This is a genomic window from Streptosporangium carneum (assembly GCF_027922005.1).
GTDB classification, from domain to species: domain Bacteria; phylum Actinomycetota; class Actinomycetes; order Streptosporangiales; family Streptosporangiaceae; genus Streptosporangium; species Streptosporangium carneum.
The window spans coordinates 21,910-40,052 of record NZ_BSEV01000043.1 but is presented as its reverse complement, the minus strand read 5'-3'; the positions used below and the strand labels follow the sequence as shown (position 1 = coordinate 40,052).

At 70.5% G+C, this 18,143-nt stretch carries 16 protein-coding genes; 15 read left to right on the top strand and 1 reads right to left on the bottom strand.

Annotated features, from left to right (window positions below; genetic code table 11):
• Positions 1–93: 93 nt before the first annotated feature.
• The 12 genes from PKF00_RS42095 (at position 94) to PKF00_RS42040 (ending at position 15,071) form a co-directional block, all read left to right on the top strand.
• Positions 94–318 carry a hypothetical protein gene (locus PKF00_RS42095; protein WP_271223384.1) on the top strand — a complete coding sequence of 75 codons (225 nt, stop codon included), beginning with the start codon at positions 94–96 and terminating at the stop codon, positions 316–318.
• 103 nt (positions 319–421) lie between these two features.
• On the top strand, positions 422–1,849 hold the full coding sequence (locus PKF00_RS42090) for an NsdA family TPR-like regulatory protein (protein ID WP_271223383.1): 1,428 nt from the start codon (positions 422–424) through the stop codon (positions 1,847–1,849).
• Positions 1,846–2,742 carry a phosphotransferase family protein gene (locus tag PKF00_RS42085; RefSeq protein ID WP_271223382.1) on the top strand — a complete coding sequence of 299 codons (897 nt, stop codon included), beginning with the start codon at positions 1,846–1,848 and terminating at the stop codon, positions 2,740–2,742. Before PKF00_RS42090 ends, PKF00_RS42085 begins: the two co-directional genes overlap by 4 nt.
• An 18-nt stretch (positions 2,743–2,760) precedes the next feature.
• On the top strand, positions 2,761–4,671 hold the full coding sequence (locus PKF00_RS42080) for a TIGR03960 family B12-binding radical SAM protein (protein WP_271223381.1): 1,911 nt from the start codon (positions 2,761–2,763) through the stop codon (positions 4,669–4,671).
• A gap of 97 nt (positions 4,672–4,768) precedes the next feature.
• On the top strand, positions 4,769–5,554 hold the full coding sequence (locus PKF00_RS42075; protein WP_425582320.1) for a TIGR03936 family radical SAM-associated protein: 786 nt from the start codon (positions 4,769–4,771) through the stop codon (positions 5,552–5,554).
• Positions 5,555–5,651: 97 nt separating this feature from the next.
• Positions 5,652–8,393 (top strand): Rne/Rng family ribonuclease, encoded by a 2,742-nt coding sequence (locus PKF00_RS42070; RefSeq protein ID WP_271223380.1) that lies wholly within the window; start codon positions 5,652–5,654, stop codon positions 8,391–8,393.
• Positions 8,394–8,658: 265 nt separating this feature from the next.
• Positions 8,659–8,961 carry a 50S ribosomal protein L21 gene (gene rplU, locus PKF00_RS42065; protein WP_271223379.1) on the top strand — a complete coding sequence of 101 codons (303 nt, stop codon included), beginning with the start codon at positions 8,659–8,661 and terminating at the stop codon, positions 8,959–8,961.
• A gap of 19 nt (positions 8,962–8,980) precedes the next feature.
• Positions 8,981–9,238, top strand: a complete 258-nt coding sequence (gene rpmA / locus PKF00_RS42060; RefSeq protein WP_012893687.1) for a 50S ribosomal protein L27 — start codon at positions 8,981–8,983, stop codon at positions 9,236–9,238.
• A gap of 103 nt (positions 9,239–9,341) precedes the next feature.
• The gene (gene obgE / locus PKF00_RS42055; RefSeq protein ID WP_271223378.1) at positions 9,342–10,694 is read left to right on the top strand and encodes a GTPase ObgE; all 1,353 of its coding nucleotides are present in this window, start codon (positions 9,342–9,344) and stop codon (positions 10,692–10,694) included.
• A gap of 56 nt (positions 10,695–10,750) precedes the next feature.
• A complete protein-coding gene (proB, locus tag PKF00_RS42050; RefSeq protein WP_271223377.1) occupies positions 10,751–11,875 on the top strand; it encodes a glutamate 5-kinase in 1,125 nt (374 codons plus the stop codon).
• Between the two features lie 15 nt (positions 11,876–11,890).
• Entirely contained in the window at positions 11,891–13,183 is a 1,293-nt protein-coding gene (locus PKF00_RS42045) for a glutamate-5-semialdehyde dehydrogenase (RefSeq protein ID WP_271223376.1), read from the top strand.
• 226 nt (positions 13,184–13,409) lie between these two features.
• Entirely contained in the window at positions 13,410–15,071 is a 1,662-nt protein-coding gene (locus tag PKF00_RS42040) for a serine/threonine-protein kinase (RefSeq protein WP_271223375.1), read from the top strand.
• 91 nt (positions 15,072–15,162) lie between these two features.
• Here PKF00_RS42040 and PKF00_RS42035 read toward each other — a convergent pair whose 3' ends face one another.
• The gene (locus tag PKF00_RS42035) at positions 15,163–16,188 is read right to left on the bottom strand and encodes a M48 family metallopeptidase (protein ID WP_425582319.1); all 1,026 of its coding nucleotides are present in this window, start codon (positions 16,186–16,188) and stop codon (positions 15,163–15,165) included.
• A 74-nt stretch (positions 16,189–16,262) separates the two neighbouring features.
• Here PKF00_RS42035 and nadD point away from each other — a divergent pair, with 74 nt between their 5' ends.
• The 3 genes from nadD to PKF00_RS42020 all read left to right on the top strand — a co-directional run bounded on the left by nadD (position 16,263) and on the right by PKF00_RS42020 (position 18,057).
• Positions 16,263–16,931: a nicotinate-nucleotide adenylyltransferase gene (nadD, locus tag PKF00_RS42030; RefSeq protein ID WP_271223373.1), complete on the top strand. Its 669-nt coding sequence runs from the start codon at positions 16,263–16,265 to the stop codon at positions 16,929–16,931.
• An 89-nt stretch (positions 16,932–17,020) separates the two neighbouring features.
• Positions 17,021–17,428 carry a ribosome silencing factor gene (rsfS, locus tag PKF00_RS42025; RefSeq protein ID WP_271223372.1) on the top strand — a complete coding sequence of 136 codons (408 nt, stop codon included), beginning with the start codon at positions 17,021–17,023 and terminating at the stop codon, positions 17,426–17,428.
• Positions 17,425–18,057, top strand: a complete 633-nt coding sequence (locus PKF00_RS42020; protein WP_271223371.1) for a histidine phosphatase family protein — start codon at positions 17,425–17,427, stop codon at positions 18,055–18,057. The genes rsfS and PKF00_RS42020 overlap by 4 nt, the downstream gene beginning before the upstream one ends.
• Positions 18,058–18,143: the final 86 nt, after the last annotated feature.

The window sequence follows — 18,143 nt, the reverse complement described above, 5'->3', positions numbered from 1 at the left end:
CCGCATGTTCGCTCCCCTTAATTCTCACTGGATTTCTGTGAGTCAAGCGAACATTCTGGGAACGATGACGGAACTCGCGATGACGGAGGAGCCGTGACATCGGAGCTCGCCGAGCGGCAACGGGCGTTGGAACTGCTGCGGACAGCGTTTCCCGACTATCGGATCGTGTTCAGCAAGGGGCGTTGGGCCGCGGTTTCGGCGGGTAGTCCACCCGCGGTCTGGTTCGCCGAAACTCCGAGCAGCCTGTGCGGGCAGCTGTTCCAGGCGCAGCTCCGCAACGGCGGGACCGTGGTGCCCTTCGGCGGTAACGGTTCATGAGGGGGGCGCTCTCCCCAACCGGCGAAAAGCTCTCAGGTCCACCCGGTGTCGACCAAACCACTAGCGTGGGGGCGACCCCATCGGGAAAGGGCCGAAAGAGCCTATGACCCAGAACTCCCGGGGCGGAGACCGCGCCGCCCTGGCCTGTGCCACGATCATTCGTAACCGTACGTTGGCGGCCCTGCCCGGGCCGCCTTCCGCGGCCGTCATCCAGCAGATGGTCGAGGAGATCCACACCTGCTGCCCGCAGCAGAGCTGGTTCAAGTGCCGGAGGCTGGCCCACGGCTGGACCGTGGAGGAGGCCATCGAGCAGTTCCACGCCCTGTGCGACAGGGAGGGCGTCAAGCGGCGAGGGCTGACCGAGCGCTCCTGGCGGGAGTGGGAGGCCGGTTCGCGCCCTGACCGTGACTACACCGACCTGCTGTGCAGGCTCTTCGAGACCGGTCCCGTCCAGCTCGGCTTCGCCAACGACTACACCCCCGAGGAGCTGCGTTCCGCGCCGTCCGCGCCGCCGGCCCTCGACCTGATCACCGTGGCGGCCGACGAGGCGGGCGCGCACGCGGAGGAGGCCGAGGCGAGCGAGCTGGGCGCGGGAGCGTTGGAGCGCCTGCGCACCCAGGTGATCTGGGTCGGCAAGCGCTACGTCGCCGAGGCGCCGCTGCCGCTGTTCGTGGAGATGCGGGAGCTGCAGGAACGCACCAGGAGGGCGCTGGACAAGCGCATCCACCCCGGTCAGGCGAGGGAGCTCTACTTCCTCACCGGCGCGTTGTGCGGGCTGATGGCCAACGTCAGCATGGACATGGACCGTCGCATCCCCGCCGACACCCTCGCGCGCGCCGCGTGGACCTACGGCAAGGTCGCCGGGCACAGCGCGCTGATGGGATGGGCGCGCGGCATGCAGTCCTCGGTCGCCCTGTGGGACCGCCGCTACAGCGACGCCGCCAGATACGCGGAGGAGGGCCTGACCTGCCTGCGCACCGGCTCGGGCGCCACCCGCCTGCACATGTTGCGGGCCCGCTCCTACGCCCTGCTCGGCCGCAGGCGAGAGGCGGCCGAGGCGCTCCGCGAGGCGGAGGACGCGCGGCTCGCCGGAGCGGACGAGCTGCACGACGAGATCGGCGGGGAGTTCGCCTTCCGGCCGGCCAAGGAGCGTTACTACGCCGCCGTCACGCACCTGCACCTCGACGACCCGGCCTCGGCCATCGTGGCGGCACGCGAGTCGCTGGCCCTGTACGCCTCGGGCGAGCCGGAGAACCGCTCGTACGGGTGCGAGTCCATGGCCAGCGCGCACCTGACGGTCGCCCACATCATGGAGGACGACGCCACGGGCGCGGAGGAGGCGATGGCGCCGATCCTCGAGCTCGCGCCCGACAGACGCATCAGCAGCCTGGGCACGACCCTCAGCATGGGCCGTGAGCTGCTTTCCTCCCGTCCGGGAGGGCAGCAGCTGGCCAGGCGGATCGAGAGTTTCTGCGCGGTCGGCCTGCCCCAGCGGGCCCGGCACGCCATTTCAGACAGGAGCGGACGATGACGATTGCCGCCGAGGGCTCGCTCCTCACCAGGGCAGCCTTGGCACTGAACGAGGCATGCCAGAAGGCAGGCCTGGACGCGGGCGGTGTCAGGCTGCTGCGTGACTTCGCCAACACCGTCTACCACCTGCCCGCCGAGCGGGTGGTGGTACGGCTGGCGCAGGCGAACACCCCCGGCAAGTTCGACCGCCTGGTGACCTCGATCAAGGTCACGCGCTGGCTCGTCGAGCAGGGGTTCCCCACCATCAGGCCGCTTGAGGGCAAGCAGCCGGTCGTCGCCGACGGGTTCCTGGCGACCTTCTGGCACCACGAGGAGCACATCGGCCCGCCGCCGGACCCGGCGCAGCTGGGGCCGCTGCTGCGGCGGCTGCACGACCTGCCGCCCGTGCCGTTCGACCTGCCGACCCACGACCCGTTCAGCGGGGTGCGCAGGGCCATCCAGGCCGGTCTCGCGCTCGAGGAGAAGGACCGGAGCTGGCTCCTGGAACGTTGCGAGAGTCTGGCGGAGACCTACTACGAGCGGCTTGAGTTCGCGCTGCCGTACGGGCTCGTGCACGCCGACGCCCACCGCGGGAACATGATCCGCACTCGTGACGGCTTCCTGCTGTGCGACTGGGACGGGGTGTGCGCGGGGCCGAGGGAGATCGACCTGATCCCGACACTCGCGGGAGTGCGGTTCGGGCTGACCGAGCGTCAGCGCGGCAATTTCAGCCAGGCCTACGGTTACGACGCGACGAAGTGGGAGGGCTATCCGGTGCTGCGCGACATGCGTGAGCTGCAGACCCTCACCGCCGTGCTGCGCAACGCCCACCGCGACGAGGCCGCTCACGCCGAGCTGCGTCACCGGCTCGATTCGCTGAGGGCGGGCGACGACCGCCTGTGGCACCCTTTCTAGACGGATAGTCTTGGCTGTATGCCTGTCGAGTCGTTGTTTCCCCGCCTGGAAGCGCTCCTGCCCAAGGTGCAGAAGCCGATCCAGTACGTCGGAGGTGAGCTCAACTCGACCGTCAAAAGCTGGGACGAGACGACGGTCCGCTGGGCTCTGATGTATCCGGACGCCTACGAGGTCGGCCTGCCGAACCAGGGTGTCCAGATCCTCTACGAGATCCTCAACGAGATGCCGGAGACGCTGGCCGAGCGGACCTACGCGGTCTGGCCCGACCTCGAGGCGCTCATGAGGGCCGAGGGTGTTCCCCAGTTCACCGTCGACGCGCACCGCCCCGTGCGGGCGTTCGACGTGTTCGGGATCTCCTTCTCCACCGAGCTCGGCTACACCAACATGCTCACCGCGCTGGACCTGGCGGGCATTCCGCTGGAGGCCGCGGACCGGGGCGAGGACGATCCGATCGTCCTCGCGGGCGGTCACGCGGCCTTCAACCCCGAGCCGATCGCCGACTTCCTCGACGCCGCGGTGCTGGGAGACGGCGAGCAGGTCGCCATCGCGATCACCGAGGTCATCCGCGAGTGGAAGGCGGAGGGCTCGCCGGGCGGGCGCGACGAGCTGCTGATGCGGCTGGCCGAGTCCGGCGGCGTGTACGTGCCGAAGTTCTACGACGTCGACTACCACGCGGACGGTCGGATCCAGCGCGTCGCGCCGAACCGGTCCGGCGTGCCGTGGCGGGTGCACAAGCACACGGTCATGGACCTCGACGAGTGGCCCTACCCGAAGAAGCCCCTGGTTCCGCTGGCGGAGACCGTGCACGAGCGGTTCAGCGTGGAGATCTTCCGCGGCTGCACGCGCGGGTGCCGTTTCTGCCAGGCGGGCATGATCACCCGTCCGGTCCGGGAGCGCTCGATCACCACGATCGGCGACATGGTCGACGCGGGCGTCAGGGCGTCCGGCTTCAACGAGGTCGGCCTGCTGTCGCTGTCGTCGGCGGACCACTCCGAGATCGGCGAGGTCGCCAAGGGCCTGGCCGACCGCTACGAGGGCACCAACACCTCGTTGTCGCTGCCCTCGACCAGGGTCGACGCCTTCAACATCGACCTGGCGAACGAGTTCTCCCGCAACGGCCGCCGTTCGGGCCTGACGTTCGCCCCAGAGGGCGGCTCGGAGCGGATGCGCAAGGTGATCAACAAGATGGTCACCGAGGAAGACCTGATCAGGACCGTCTCCACGGCCTACAGCCAGGGCTGGCGGCAGGTGAAGCTCTACTTCATGTGCGGCCTGCCCACCGAGGAGGACGTCGACGTCCTGGGCATCGCCGACCTGGCCAGGAAGGTCATCAAGGCGGGACGCGAGGCCAGCGGGTCCCGCGACGTCCGCTGCACGGTCTCCATCGGCGGGTTCGTGCCCAAGCCGCACACGCCGTTCCAGTGGGCCGCCCAGGCCTCCCACGAGGTCGTCGACCACAGGCTCAAGGCGTTGAAGGACGCCCTGCGCGGCGACAAGGAGTACGGCAGGGCCATCGGCCTGCGCTACCACGACGGCAAGCCCTCGATCGTGGAGGGCCTGCTCTCCCGGGGCGACCGCAGGGTGGGCAAGGTCATCCGCGCGGTGTGGGAGGACGGCGGCCGGTTCGACGGCTGGAGCGAGCACTTCTCCTACCAGCGCTGGATGGACGCCGCCGCCAAGGCCGACCTCGACGTCGACTGGTACACCACGCGGGAACGCGAGGAGAACGAGGTGCTGCCCTGGGACCACCTCGACGCCGGTCTCGACCGCGAGTGGCTCTGGCAGGACTGGCGTGACGCGGTCAACGACGTGGAGGTCGAGGACTGCCGCTGGACCCCGTGCTACGACTGCGGCGTCTGCCCCACCATGGGCACCGAGATCCAGATCGGGCCGACGGGGAAGAAGCTGCTGCCACTGACGGTTGTCTGAGATAGGCCGTGCGTGAGCACGGCCTATCCTGGAACGACGACCACGACTTGGGAAGGACGACACCACTCTGAAACCCGTTCCCGACGGACCTCCGCCCGTGCCGGTGGCGCAGCGCCTGCGTGTTCGCTACGCCAAGCGCGGCCGCCTGCGGTTCACCAGCCACCGTGACATCTCCCGAGCCGTGGAACGCGCGGTCCGGCGAGCCGACGTCCCGGTCGCTTTCAGCGCGGGCTTCTCACCCCACCCCAGGATCTCCTACGTGGGCGCCGCCGCACCCACCGGAGTCGCGAGCGAGGCCGAGTACCTCGAGATCAGCGTGACCCGGCGGTGTGACCCCGAACTGCTGCGCGCCGCGCTGGACACCTCGCTTCCGCCCGGCCTGGACGTGTTGGCCGTCGTCGAGGCGACGGAGGGGAGCCTGGCCGACCGCCTTGAGTGCTCGGCGTGGGAGATACGGCTGCCGAAGGCCGATTCCGCCCTCGCGGTGGCGGCGGTCGAGGGGTTCAACGCCGCCGAGCGCGTCGACGTCGAGCGCCTCACCAAGAAGGGGCTGCGCCGTTTCGACGCCAGGGAGGCCGTGCTGAGCCTCGAGGTTGTTGAGGGAACTGAGACAACAGCAGGTCAGGCGTCCAGTCAGCCATGTGTCATACTTCGCATGGTTGTACGGCACGCAACTCCTGCCGTTCGACCCGACGACGTTCTTACCGGACTGCGTCTTGTGGCTGGCTTCGCGCCGCCGGTGCCCCCCGAGGTGACCAGGCTGGCGCAGGGACCGCTCGACGTGGGCACCGGTGAGCCCGCCGACCCCTTCGGCCTGGACCGCGAGGTTACGCGCGGCGGCGAAACGGAACCGGTGGGCGGGCACGTCGGCGGCGACCTATAGGACTTGGCGTCGGACCGCGAGGCCCGGCGTGCAGCGAGAGACGAGGGCTCCCGCGCGGCGCGGAGACGCGCCCGGGAGCTGACGGGAGAGCGCCCGCATGCTCGACAACGAGCCCAACACCGGGGCCAACGGCCCTGGCGAGGATACAAACGAACAGAAGAAGCCGACACCTCGCCGGCGATCCGCGAGCCGTCCGGCCGGTCCTCCGCCGGAGGAGCCGGAGGCGGCCCCCGCGGCGGTCGTGACCGCCGAACCCGAGCCGACGTCGGCTCAGGAGGCGGAACCGGCGCAGGAGGCGGCGCCCAAGCGCGCCACCAGACGCAGAACCGCCGCCACGGACACCACGACCACGACGACGCGGCGCAGCCGTACGAAGAAGGCGGACGTGGAGCCGGTCGCGGAGGCGGACGGGGCCGCCCCGACGGGCGAGGTCTCCGAAGCCGGCGCGCCGCCCGTCGCCCAGGCGGAGGAACAGGCCGTCCAGGCGGCCCCCGAGCCGGCGGCGCAGGAGGCTCCCGCGCCGGTCAAGCGCAGCCGTACCCGCAGGAAGGTCGTCCAGGAGGACGCGCAGGCTGAGCCGGTCGAGGTGGAGCGGGTCGCCGACATCACCACGGCCGAGGCCGAGGAGGTCGCGGCGGCGCTGCTGCTCGCGATGCCCGCCGACGAGCCTCTGGACGACGAGCCCGCGGGCGAGGACGTCGTCGAGGAGCAGCGCCCCGGCCTGTTCGCCGATCCGTTCGGACTGGCGGCACAGGACCGCTCCGAGGTTCCCTCCGTCGCCTTCCAGGCGCCCGCGGCGGTGTTCCAGCCGCTGTTCCAGGCTCCCGACCCGTACCGCGCGGAGCAGCCCGTGCGTTCCGCTCCGGCGCAGCAGCCCGCCGCGGTCCAGCAGCCCGAGCCGGAGGCCGTCGAGGCCGAGACGGACAGCGCGGAGGAAGCCGATGACGACGAGGCGGAGGGCGACGACGACGCGGGCAGCCGCCGTCGCCGTCGCCGCAGGGGCGGCCGAGGGCGGGGCAAGACGCGCGAGCTCGACGAGGCCGAGGACGACGACTCGGAGCAGCAGGAGGAGGAGACCTCCGCCGAGGCCGAGCAGGAGGAGGAGCCGGAGGCCGGCAGCTCCCGTCGTCGCCGTCGTCGTCGCCGCAGGGGCGCCGACGACGCTGGAGATGTCCCCGACGACCCGCCGAACACCGTGGTGCGGATCCGCGCGCCCCGCGCGGGGCGCAGCACCTCCGTCGACGAGGTGCAGAGCGTGCGCGGCTCGACCCGTCTCGAGGCGAAGAAGCAGCGCCGCAGGGAGGGACGCGAGCTCGGCAGGCGGCGTCCGCCGATCATCACCGAGTCGGAGTTCCTGGCCAGGCGGGAGTCGGTCGAGCGCGTGATGGTGGTCCGCCGCACCGGTGGCCGGACCCAGATCGCGGTGCTCGAGGACGGCGTCCTCGTCGAGCACTACGTCAACCGCGAGGCGAGCCAGTCCTACGTGGGCAACGTCTACCTCGGCAAGGTGCAGAACGTCCTGCCCAGCATGGAGGCGGCGTTCGTCGACATCGGCAAGGGCCGTAACGCGGTGCTGTACGCCGGTGAGGTCAACTTCGACACCGCGGGCCTCGAGGGCCAGCCCAAGCGCATCGAGGTGGCGCTGAAGTCGGGCCAGTCGGTGCTGGTGCAGGTCACCAAGGACCCGATCGGCCACAAGGGCGCGCGGCTCACCTCGCAGATCAGCCTGCCCGGCCGATACCTGGTCTACGTGCCCGACGGTTCGATGACCGGCATCAGCCGCAAGCTCCCCGACAAGGAGCGCACCCGCCTCAAGAGCATCCTGAAGAAGGTGATGCCGGAGAACGCCGGCGTCATCGTCCGCACGGCCGCCGAGGGCGCCTCGGAGGAGGAGCTCGGGCGTGACGTGGCCAGGCTGTCGGCCCAGTGGGAGAACATCCAGCGCAAGGCCAAGTCGGCCAGCGCGCCCGAGCTGCTGTCCTCCGAGCCCGACCTGACGGTCCGGGTGGTCCGCGACGTGTTCAACGAGGACTTCACCTCGCTGGTCGTGGCGGGCGACGAGGTGTGGGAGACGGTCGACGAGTACGTCCGCTACGTCGCCCCGCACCTGGCCGAGCGCCTGACCAGGTGGGAGGACCGGGGAGACGTCTTCGCGGCCTACCGGATCGACGAGCAGATCGCCAAGGCGATGGAGCGCAAGGTCTGGCTGCCCAGCGGCGGCTCGCTGGTGATCGACAGGACCGAGGCCATGACGGTGGTCGACGTCAACACCGGCAAGTTCACCGGCCAGGGCGGAAACCTCGAGGAGACCGTCACCCGCAACAACCTGGAGGCGGCCGAGGAGATCGTCCGCCAGCTCAGGCTGCGCGACATCGGCGGCATCATCGTCATCGACTTCATCGACATGGTGCTGGAGAACAACCGGGACCTGGTGCTGCGACGGCTGCTGGAGTGCCTGGCCCGTGACCGGACCAAGCACCAGGTGGCGGAGGTCACCTCGCTCGGTCTGGTCCAGATGACCCGCAAGCGGGTCGGGCAGGGCCTGCTCGAGGCCTTCTCCACCGTCTGCGAGTGCTGCAACGGCCGGGGCCTGCACGTCTCGACCGAGCCGGTCGAGGGCAAGCCGGAGCCGCGCGGAACCCAGGGCAAGATGGCCGTGGAGAAGGCCGTCGCGGAGAAGCTCGCCAAGGACGGCGGTCACGCCGTAGCGGCCACTGAGCCGTTCGGTCGTGATACGGTGACCGATGCGCTTGATGACGTCCAGGGTGAGGACGCGCAAGCCGGACAGGCTTCTGGCCGGGGGCGGCGACGTTCCCGTAAGGCCAAGTCCGCCGACTAGGCCCTGTCCCGCAGACCCTGCCGTGGCGAGGCGCCGCACGGACGACCGCGACAGGCAGAGGATCTGCGGGAAAGGGCTTGGCCCGGCATCCCGACGTTCCGCCCGGTTCGACCAGGACACCGGTAATCCGGTACCCTGGTGAACCGGTGCGCTCATGGCGCGCCCTGTTCGCGCGTCTACCCGGTTCGTCGGTCAAACTCAATGACCATAGCCGGATGCGGGGCGCAGCATCCAGCGAGCAATCAGTCAGAAGAAGGGTTCCGCGGTGTACGCGATCGTTCGTTGCGGCGGCAGGCAGCAGAAGGTCTCCGTCGGTGACGTCCTCGAGGTGGACAAGGTCGCCGGCGAGGTCGGTTCCACGGTTTCGCTGCCGACGGTGCTCGTCGTCAACGATGGCGATGTGACCACCGAGGCGGGCAAGTTCACGGTTGCCGCCGAGATTCTCGGTGAGACCAAGGGTCCGAAGATCCGGATCCTGAAGTACAAGAACAAGACCGGTTACAAGAAGCGCCAGGGTCACCGCCAGCGTTACACGCAGGTGAAGATCACCGGCATCGACCAGGCCTGAGTTTCGGGAGTTTTGCGAGATGGCACACAAGAAGGGCGCGTCGTCCACTCGGAACGGCCGTGACTCCAACGCCCAGCGCCTGGGCGTCAAGCGCTTCGGCGGTCAGCTGGTCAACGCCGGCGAGATCATCGTCCGTCAGCGCGGCACCCACTTCCACCCGGGTGACAACGTCGGCCGTGGTGGCGACGACACGCTGTTCGCGCTGGCCGCGGGCCACGTGCAGTTCGGTGTCAAGCGCGGTCGCCGCGCGGTGAGCATCGTCCCGGTCGCGGAGTAGATCCGCACCGACAGACGTCAACGACAGGGGTGGATCGCGTAGAGCGGTCCGCCCCTGTTTGTGTTTTAGCGGGCATTTCCGTAGATGGGGGTAAGAGGCAGACATGCCGGACTTTGTGGACCAGGTGGTCCTGCATATCAAGGCCGGTGACGGGGGACATGGCTGCGCCTCTGTCCATCGGGAGAAGTTCAAGCCGCTGGGCGGGCCCGACGGAGGGAACGGCGGGCGCGGTGGTGACGTGATCCTGGAAGTCGACCCGAACACCGCGACGCTCCTCGAGTACCACCGCCGCCCGCACCGCAAGGCCGACAACGGCAAGCAGGGGCAGGGCTCCAACCGCGACGGGGCGAACGGCCCCGACATCATCCTCGCCGTCCCCGACGGCACCGTCGTCAAGGACGCCGACACCGGCGAGGTGCTGGTCGACCTGATCGGCGCGGGCACCCGCTACGTGATCGCGGAGGGCGGGCACGGCGGCCTCGGCAACGCCGCCCTCGCCTCGACCAAGCGCAAGGCCCCCGGCTTCGCGTTGCTCGGCGAGCCCGGCGACGAGCTCGACGTGATGCTGGAGATGAAGAGCGTCGCGGACGTGGCGCTCGTCGGCTTTCCCAGCGCGGGCAAGTCCTCCCTCATCGCCGCGCTCTCCGCGGCCCGCCCCAAGATCGCCGACTACCCCTTCACCACGCTGATCCCCAACCTCGGCGTGGTCACCGCGGGCGACACGATCTTCACCGTCGCCGACGTCCCCGGCCTCATCCCCGGAGCCTCTGAGGGCAAGGGGCTGGGGCACGAGTTCCTGCGCCACGTCGAGCGCTGCAACACCATCGTGCACGTGATCGACTGCGCGACCATGGAGCCGGGCCGCGACCCGATCAGTGACTTCGAGGCGATCGAGGCCGAGCTGCGGGCCTACGGCAAGCTGGAGGACCGCCCGCGTCTCGCCGTGCTCAACAAGGCCGACGTCCCTGACGCCCGCGAGCTGGCCGACATCGTCAGGCCGATGCTCGAGGAGCGGGGCCTGAGGGTCTTCTCGATCTCCGCGGCCACCCACCAGGGGCTCAAGGAGCTGACCTACGCCATGGGCGAGATGGTCGCCGCCGCGCGGGAGGCCGCGCCGGTGGCCGAGCCGACCCGCCTGGTCATCAAGCCCAAGCAGCTCGGCGACGCGGGCTTCACGGTGCGCCGGGTCGACGAGAACACCTTCCAGGTCACCGGGGTGAAGCCGGAGCGGTGGATCCGCCAGACCGACTTCACCAACGACGAGGCCGTCGGCTACCTGGCCGACCGTCTCGAGCGTCTCGGCGTCGAGGAGGAGCTCACCAAGGCCGGGGCCAAGGCGGGGGCCGAGGTGGTCATCGGCTCCATGGAGACCGGTTACATCTTCGACTGGCAGCCGACGCTCAACGCCGAGGCCGTGCACCAGGGACCGCGCGGCACCGACAACCGGCTCGGATAGCCTGCTGTCTCCCCGGTGATCTCCGTGGTCCCATGATCTGGAAAGGTGTACGTTTCGTGGACTCCGCGCGCGATCGGATCCGTACGGCCTCACGCCTCGTCGTGAAGGTGGGGTCGTCATCGCTCACGACCCCGCAGGGAACGATCGACGTCGACCGGGTCGACGCCCTGGTCGACGTGCTCGCCGCCCGCAGGAAGGCCGGGACGCAGGTCGTGCTGGTCTCCTCGGGGGCGATCGCGGCCGGTCTCGGCCCGCTCGGCCTGTCCGCGAGGCCGCGTGACCTCGCCACCCAGCAGGCCGCGGCCTCGGTGGGGCAGGGAGTGCTGGTCGCCCGCTACACCTCCTCCTTCGCCCGGTACGGCCTGCGGGTCGGCCAGGTGCTGCTGACCGCCGACGACATGATGCGCCGCTCGCACCACGTCAACGCCCAGCGCACGCTGGGCAGGCTGCTGGAGCTGGGCATCGTCCCCGTGGTCAACGAGAACGACACCGTGGCCACCGACGAGATCCGCTTCGGCGACAACGACCGGCTCGCCGCGCTGGTGGCCCACCTGACCCACGCCGACGCGCTGGTGCTGCTGTCCGACGTGGACGCGCTCTACGACGGAGACCCCCGCCGCCCCGGGGCCCGCAGGCTGGGCGACGTGCGAGGTCCTGAGGATCTCGTGGGGGTCGAGCTGGGCAAGGGCGGCGCGGTCGGCACCGGGGGCATGGTCACCAAGGTTCAGGCCGCCAGGATCGCCACGGGCGCGGGCGTGCCCGTGGTGCTGACCGCGGCCGCGCACGCCGCGCAGGCCCTCGCGGGCGCCGACGTCGGCACCTACTTCCACCCCGACGGCCGCCACCCCGGCACCCGTCTGCTCTGGCTGGCCCACGCCACGACGGGGCGCGGCAGGCTCCACCTGGACTCGGGGGCCGTCGACGCCGTCGTGGAACGCCGAAAGTCGCTGCTGCCCGCCGGGGTCACCGCCGTCGAGGGCGAGTTCGCCGCGGGGGACCCGGTCGACCTGTGCGGGCCGCTCGGCCGGGTGGTCGCCAGAGGGCTGGTCAACTTCGACGCGGGGGAGATCCCCGGCCTGCTCGGCCGGTCGACCCGTGAGCTGGCCGCCAGCCTCGGTCCGGAATATGAACGCGAGCTCATCCACCGTGACGACATCGTCATACTGGAGTCCCACCACTAGTTTCTGGAGCGCGAGATGTCCGAGGACTTCCTGAAGGCAGCCATGGCGGCCAAAGAGGCCGCCGCAGAGCTGGCCCCGCTGCCGCGGGCGCCGAAGGACGCCGCGCTCCGTGCGATCGCCGACGCCCTGGTGGCCAGGTCCGCCGAGATCGTCGAGGCCAACGCGCTCGACGTGCGGCGGGCCGAGGAGAGCGGCACCTCCGCCTACATGATCGACCGGCTCAGGCTCGACGAGGCCAGGGTCAGAGCCGTCGCGGACGCGGTGCGCCAGGTCGCTGACCTGCCCGACCCCGTCGGCGAGGTCATCCGCGGCGGCACCCTGCCCAACGGTCTCGAACTGCGTCAGCTCAGGGTGCCGCTCGGCGTGATCGGCATCATCTACGAGGGCCGTCCCAACGTGACCGTGGACGCCGCCGCGCTCTGCCTGAAGAGCGGCAACGCCACCCTGCTGCGCGGATCCTCCAGCGCCTACGAGTCGAACACGGTCCTGGTCAGGATCATGCAGGAGGCGCTGGCGGACACCGAGGTCCCGGCGGGAGCCGTGCAGCTGGTGCCGGGCCAGACCCGTGAGTCGGTCAAGGAGCTTATGCGGGCCCGCGGCCTGGTGGACGTGCTGATCCCGCGCGGCGGGGCCTCTCTGATCAACTCGGTGGTGGAGGAGGCGACGGTTCCGGTCATCGAGACCGGCGTCGGCAACTGCCACGTCTACGTCGACGCCGACGCCGACCAGGACCTCGCCATCGAGATCCTGGTCAACGCGAAGGCGCAGCGCCCCTCCGTGTGCAACGCCGCTGAGACGTTCCTGGTGCACGCCGCCGTGGCCGACGCCTTCGTGCCGCGCGCCCTGGCCGCCCTGGCGGCGCAGGGGGTGACGGTGCACGGCGACGCCAGGATCGCCGCCTACGGCGACGACGTGGTGCCCGCGGGAGAGGACGACTTCCTGGCCGAGTACCTCTCGCTGGACATCGCCGCCGCGGTGGTCGACTCGCTCGAGGACGCCGTCGCGCACATCAGGAAGTACGGCTCGGGCCACACCGACGCCATCGTCACCCGTTCGGTCGGAGCGTCCCGCAGGTTCGTCGCCCTGGTCGACTCGGCGGCGGTCGCGGTCAACGCCTCGACCAGGTTCACCGACGGAGGCGAGTTCGGCTTCGGCGCGGAGATCGGCATCTCCACCCAGAAGCTGCACGCGCGCGGCCCCATGGGCCTGCCCGAGCTGACCTCGACCAAGTGGGTCTACACCGGCGAGGGCCACCTGCGCACCGCCTCGGGCACGGTCATCGCCTCGGGCGAGGCCGCAGGGGCGTGAGGCGGCGGGCGGCCGTCCTCGACGTCCCAGGGCGTTTCGCGGACGAGCCGCCCAGGCGGTCGCGCCCCGCCGATCTCCCGCCGCTACGGCGCGCCGCCGGAAATTCGTCGTCTCCGCCCGCTATGGTGTTGTCTCCTATGGCTGGAGAGCGGGGAAGCGCGCGAGAGCGGGTGACCCGGTAGGCGCAGCGGTCCCCAGGACCCATGTGGCCGACGCAGGAGGTCACGTGGGTCGTCTCGGGCGTGTCGGCTCCTATACGTTGGTTGAACGCCTCGGCCGGGGCGGCATGGGCGAGGTCTACCGCGCCACCAACAAGCGCGGTGAGAGCGTCGCCCTCAAAATGCTCCACGACGCCGTCGACGCCGACTCGGAGGCGCGAATACGCCTCGAGCGCGAGGTCCGCGCTCTTCGCCGGGTCGAGAGCCCCTATGTCGCGCGAGTCGTCGACGCCGATCTCGCCTGCGAGCGGCCCTACCTCGTCATGGAGCACATCGAGGGAGACACCCTCCTCGACCGGGTACGGCGCGGCGGCCCGCTCGGGGGCGCAGGCCTGGTCGCCCTGGCCCACGGGCTCGCCACGGCTCTGTCGATCATTCACGCGGCGGGGGTCGTCCACCGGGACCTCAAGCCCGCCAACGTCCTGATCAACGCCGAGGACGATCCCGTCCTGATCGACTTCGGCATCGCCCAGGTGCTGGACGCGACCCGGCTCACCCTGACCGGCACCTTCCTCGGCACTCCGAGCTACGCCGCGCCCGAGGTGTTCGCGGACGAGCCCGTGGGGGAGCCCGCGGACGTGCACGGCTGGGCGGCCACGGTCGCCTTCGCCGCGACAGGACGGCCCCCCTTCGGCAGGGGCAGCGTCGAGGCGCAGATGTACGCCGTCCTCAACGGCCAGGCCGATCTCGCCGGTATCCCCGCCGCGCTGCTCCCCCTGATCCGTGCCGCCCTCAACCGCGAGACGGCCAAACGTCCGACCGCCGCCCTCCTCGCCGCCCGGCTCAGCCGCCTGGCCCGTGCCGCCGCACCCGATCCCGAGCCTTCGAAGACGACGAGGCAGGCCGCGGGGACGGTCGCCTCGGCCATGGCGGGACCGGGGGCGGCGAAGAAGCCGGAGACCCGTGGCAGGGCTGCGGCCAGGACGGAGGAGCCCCCGCGCGCAGGGCGGCCCGGAGCCAAGGTGGCCGAGTCCGTTCGCGGAGCCAGGCCTGGCGCCGGGGCGGACGGCGCGATGAGGAGCGGGCGTGCCGCCCAGGCCGTGGACGGCGTGGCGCGGGCCGGGCGTCCCGCAGGGACGGAGGGAGCGGTGCGGGCCGGACGCGCCGTTCAGGGCGCGGACGGCGCCGTCGCGGGCGCCAGGTCCAGGCCGTTGCGCGCGGGAAGCGCGGCCCTGGTCCTGCTGCTGGCCGTGCTCGCCGTGCCGTGTGTGGTGACCACGGTGATCTGGCCGGTGGCCACCTTCGCCGTCACCGGTGTCTTCGCGGCCCTGGCCCGAGCGATCTGGGCCGGACGCTGGCTGGTCAGGAAACGCAAGACGGCCAGGTCGCGAGGGGTTCTGCGCGTCGTGACCTTCCCGCCGGCCTTCGCGCTCTCGCTGCTGACCGTGCTGGCCTGGCCGGGGCTGCCCGCGGCGGCGCTCGCCTGGATCACGCTGTGGCTGGCCTGCGGAGGCTCACTGCCCCCCGAGTGGTGGCTGCAGCCGGTGCCGGTCATCGTCGCGGGCATCGTGTTCGGCGTCGTCTGCGGCGTGCTCGTCGGCAGGGAGGTGGAGCGGGTCGGCGCGAGGACCCCCGAGCTCGGCAAGGAGGGGTTGCGCGCCCTCGCGGTGCTCGGCGGCTTCGTCGCCCTGTGCGCGGCGGCGGTGCGCGCGATCGCGCTCCTGGTCTAGGTCCTGTCGCGTGCCGTGACCGGAGTGGCGTGGTTCGGGGAAAAGGCCCAGAAGGCGGCCTTCCAGACCTTTCCGTTGAGCATGGAGCGGTCTAGTTGCCGTCGCGGCGGGCGAAGCGGTTGAAGATGCGCTCCCCGGCGTTGACCGCGCCCTCGGCCACGTCACGCAGGACGCCGATGAACGGATCCTGGGACTGGGACCACGACTCGCGGTAGGAACGGGCGGCGGCCTTGATCTCTTCGGAGATCTTGGCGTTGGCGTCGTCGGCGCGGCGGGGGTAGTCACCGGAGATGATCGTGTCGTACTCGCCGTCGCGGCGCCACTTGTCGAGCTCCGCCACCCGGGAGACGGCGAAGGGGTGGGTGGTGCCGAGCAGGTTGAGGACCTTGAGCAGGCCGTCGCGGACGTCGCCCGCGGTGTCGTACTCCTTGGCCTGGTCGAGGAAGGCCTCGATGTTCATCTCGTGCAGGCGCGAACCTCCCGCGAGCTTCATCAGCGCGCGCAGGGCGGCGTCCGGGTCCTGGCCGCAGAGCAGACCGCCACGGTCGGCGGAGAGCTCGGACTTGCGGTGCCATTCCTCCAGGCCCGCGACGATCGCGCGCAGTCCGATGTAGCCGAGGGGGATCCAGGCGACACGGGTGGCCAGACGGGTGAGGATGTCCAGCATGGTGCGGTAGACCGCGTGACCGGACAGGATGTGCGCGGTCTCGTGGCCGATGACGAAACGCTGCTCCTCCTCGTCCATGAGATCGAGCAGGCCGGTCGTGACGACGATGAACGGGTCGTCGAAGCCGATCGCCATGGCCTGCGCCTGCGGGTTCTGCTGGACGTAGACCTCGGGGATGCGGTGGAGGTCCAGCGTGTACGCCGCGTCGCGGCCCATGTCGTGGAGGGCGCGGAACTGGGTCTCGCTGGTGCGCACGGCCGAGGCGAGGTAGATCAGGCGCAGGCGGCGCTCACTGATCAGGCCGGACATCTGCTTGAGCACCGTGTCGAACCCGCTGAGCGAGCGCAGAGCTACCAGCGCGGACCGGTCGGCGGGATGTTCGTAGGCACGTGAGCTGACGCCGGGAAGCTGCACGCGGTTGCGATCCGGGGTGGTGGTCATGTCCGGCATGCTACGTCGGGCCCGCCTGGCATGCGCGGGGGGTGATTAAAAGCCCTGCACGGCTTACGCGTATGGTCCGTTTCATGATGAACGCGGCTACCGGCCAGGGGAAGCGGCGCCTGGGGGTCATGGGCGGCACCTTCGACCCCATCCACCACGGTCACCTGGTCGCCGCCAGTGAGGTCGCGCACCACTTCCACCTCGACGAGGTGGTGTTCGTGCCGACCGGGCGTCCATGGCAGAAGGCGGACAAGACCGTCTCCGCCCCGGAGGACCGCTATCTGATGACGGTCATCGCGACCGCGTCCAACCCCCGCTTCTCGGTGAGCCGGGTGGACATAGACCGCCCGGGGCCGACCTACACGATCGACACCCTCAGGGAGATCGCCGCCGACAGGGGCCCCGACGCCGAGCTGTACTTCATCACCGGGGCCGACGCCCTCTCCCAGATCCTGAGCTGGCGCGACGTCGACGAGCTCTTCACGATCGCGCACTTCGTCGGCGCCACCCGCCCCGGCCACATCCTGCGCGACCCCGGACTGCCCGAGGGCAAGGTGAGCCTGCTGGAGATCCCCGCGCTGGCCATCTCGTCGTCCGAGTGCAGGGAACGGGTCGCCTCGGGACAGCCCATCTGGTACCTGGTGCCCGACGGTATCGTTCAGTACATCAACAAGCGCGGTCTCTACCGCTACGTGAGCCCCTCGTCGGACCGTCAATTCGTTTGCGGCGCGGAATCGGGTGGCACACGATAGGCGTTGTACCTACGGCGGCTCTTCAACGACCGCCCGATCGGGCACCCTGATAGGTGACAGCGTCGACTACTGGAGGACTAACCGACACCGTGACCGCAACCGACAGATCCGTTCAGCTCGTCAGACTCGCAGCCGAGGCCGCGGCGGACAAGCTGGCCGATGACATCCTCGCCTATGACGTGAGCGACCAGCTCGTCATCACCGACGCGTTCCTGCTCTGCTCCGCCACCAACGACCGTCAGGTCCGCGCCATCGTCGACGAGATCGAGGAACGGCTGCGGATCGAGGCCCACGCCAAGCCCGTCCGCAGGGAGGGCGAGCGTGAGGGCCGCTGGGTTCTCCTGGACTACGTCGACATCGTCGTGCACGTCCAGCACGAGGAGGACCGCACCTTCTACGCGCTTGAGCGCCTGTGGAAGGACTGCCCCTCCATCGCCCTGCCTGACAGCGTCACGCAGGTCGCCGCCCAGCGCGCCCGCGAGGCGGTAACTGAGTGAGTCGCAGGGTCGTCTGCCTGAGACACGGCCAGACGCTGTGGAACGTCGAGCACCGTTTCCAGGGACACAGCGACATTCCGCTGGACGAGACCGGTGTCGCGCAGGCGGCGCGGGCGGCCTCGCTGCTCGCCGCGCTCCGCCCCACCATGATCGTCTCCTCTGACCTCCAGCGGGCCTTCGACACCGCCTCGGCGCTCGGCCGCCTCGTCGGCCTGAGCGTGTCGGTGGACAAGGACCTGCGCGAGCGCGGCGGCGGCGAGTGGGAGGGGCTCACCCGGGAGGAGATCTCCGCGGGCTGGCCCAGGGAGTTCGCCGACTGGGAGGCCCCCGGCGGCGAGGTGGTCACCGACGTCGCCGAGCGCGTCTCCTCGTCGATCCGCAGGTGGGCCGAACGGCTCGAGCCCGACGGGCTGCTCGTGATCGCCTCCCACGGGGCGGCGATCCGGCTCGGCATCGCCAAGCTGATAGGCCTGCCGGAGGAGCTCTGGCCCGCCCTCGGCGGTCTGGGCAACTGCTCGTGGTCGGTGCTCGAGGAGGGCCGCAAGGGCTGGCGTCTGATGGAGCACAACGCGGGAACCCTGCCCGAGCCCGTCCAGAGCGACGACAGTCCCGAGGTCACCCAGGACTGACCCGGCGTGTGCGGCTCACGCCCCTAGGTGAAGGGCGTGGGCCGCATGACCGTCGATTAGGTGAACTCCTGGATGTCCTTGTATGC

Bases quoted from the DNA above. Each gene is read 5' to 3' on its own strand.
- PKF00_RS42090 (WP_271223383.1), top strand. From the start codon at position 422: ATGACCCAGAACTCCCGGGGCGGAGACCGCGCCGCCCTGGCCTGTGCC.
- PKF00_RS42085 (WP_271223382.1), top strand. From the start codon at position 1,846: ATGACGATTGCCGCCGAGGGCTCGCTCCTCACCAGGGCAGCCTTGGCA.
- PKF00_RS42080 (WP_271223381.1), top strand. From the start codon at position 2,761: ATGCCTGTCGAGTCGTTGTTTCCCCGCCTGGAAGCGCTCCTGCCCAAG.
- PKF00_RS42070 (WP_271223380.1), top strand. From the start codon at position 5,652: ATGCTCGACAACGAGCCCAACACCGGGGCCAACGGCCCTGGCGAGGAT.
- rpmA (WP_012893687.1), top strand. From the start codon at position 8,981: ATGGCACACAAGAAGGGCGCGTCGTCCACTCGGAACGGCCGTGACTCC.
- obgE (WP_271223378.1), top strand. From the start codon at position 9,342: ATGCCGGACTTTGTGGACCAGGTGGTCCTGCATATCAAGGCCGGTGAC.
- PKF00_RS42045 (WP_271223376.1), top strand. From the start codon at position 11,891: ATGTCCGAGGACTTCCTGAAGGCAGCCATGGCGGCCAAAGAGGCCGCC.
- PKF00_RS42035 (WP_425582319.1), bottom strand. From the start codon at position 16,188: ATGCCGGACATGACCACCACCCCGGATCGCAACCGCGTGCAGCTTCCC.
- nadD (WP_271223373.1), top strand. From the start codon at position 16,263: ATGATGAACGCGGCTACCGGCCAGGGGAAGCGGCGCCTGGGGGTCATG.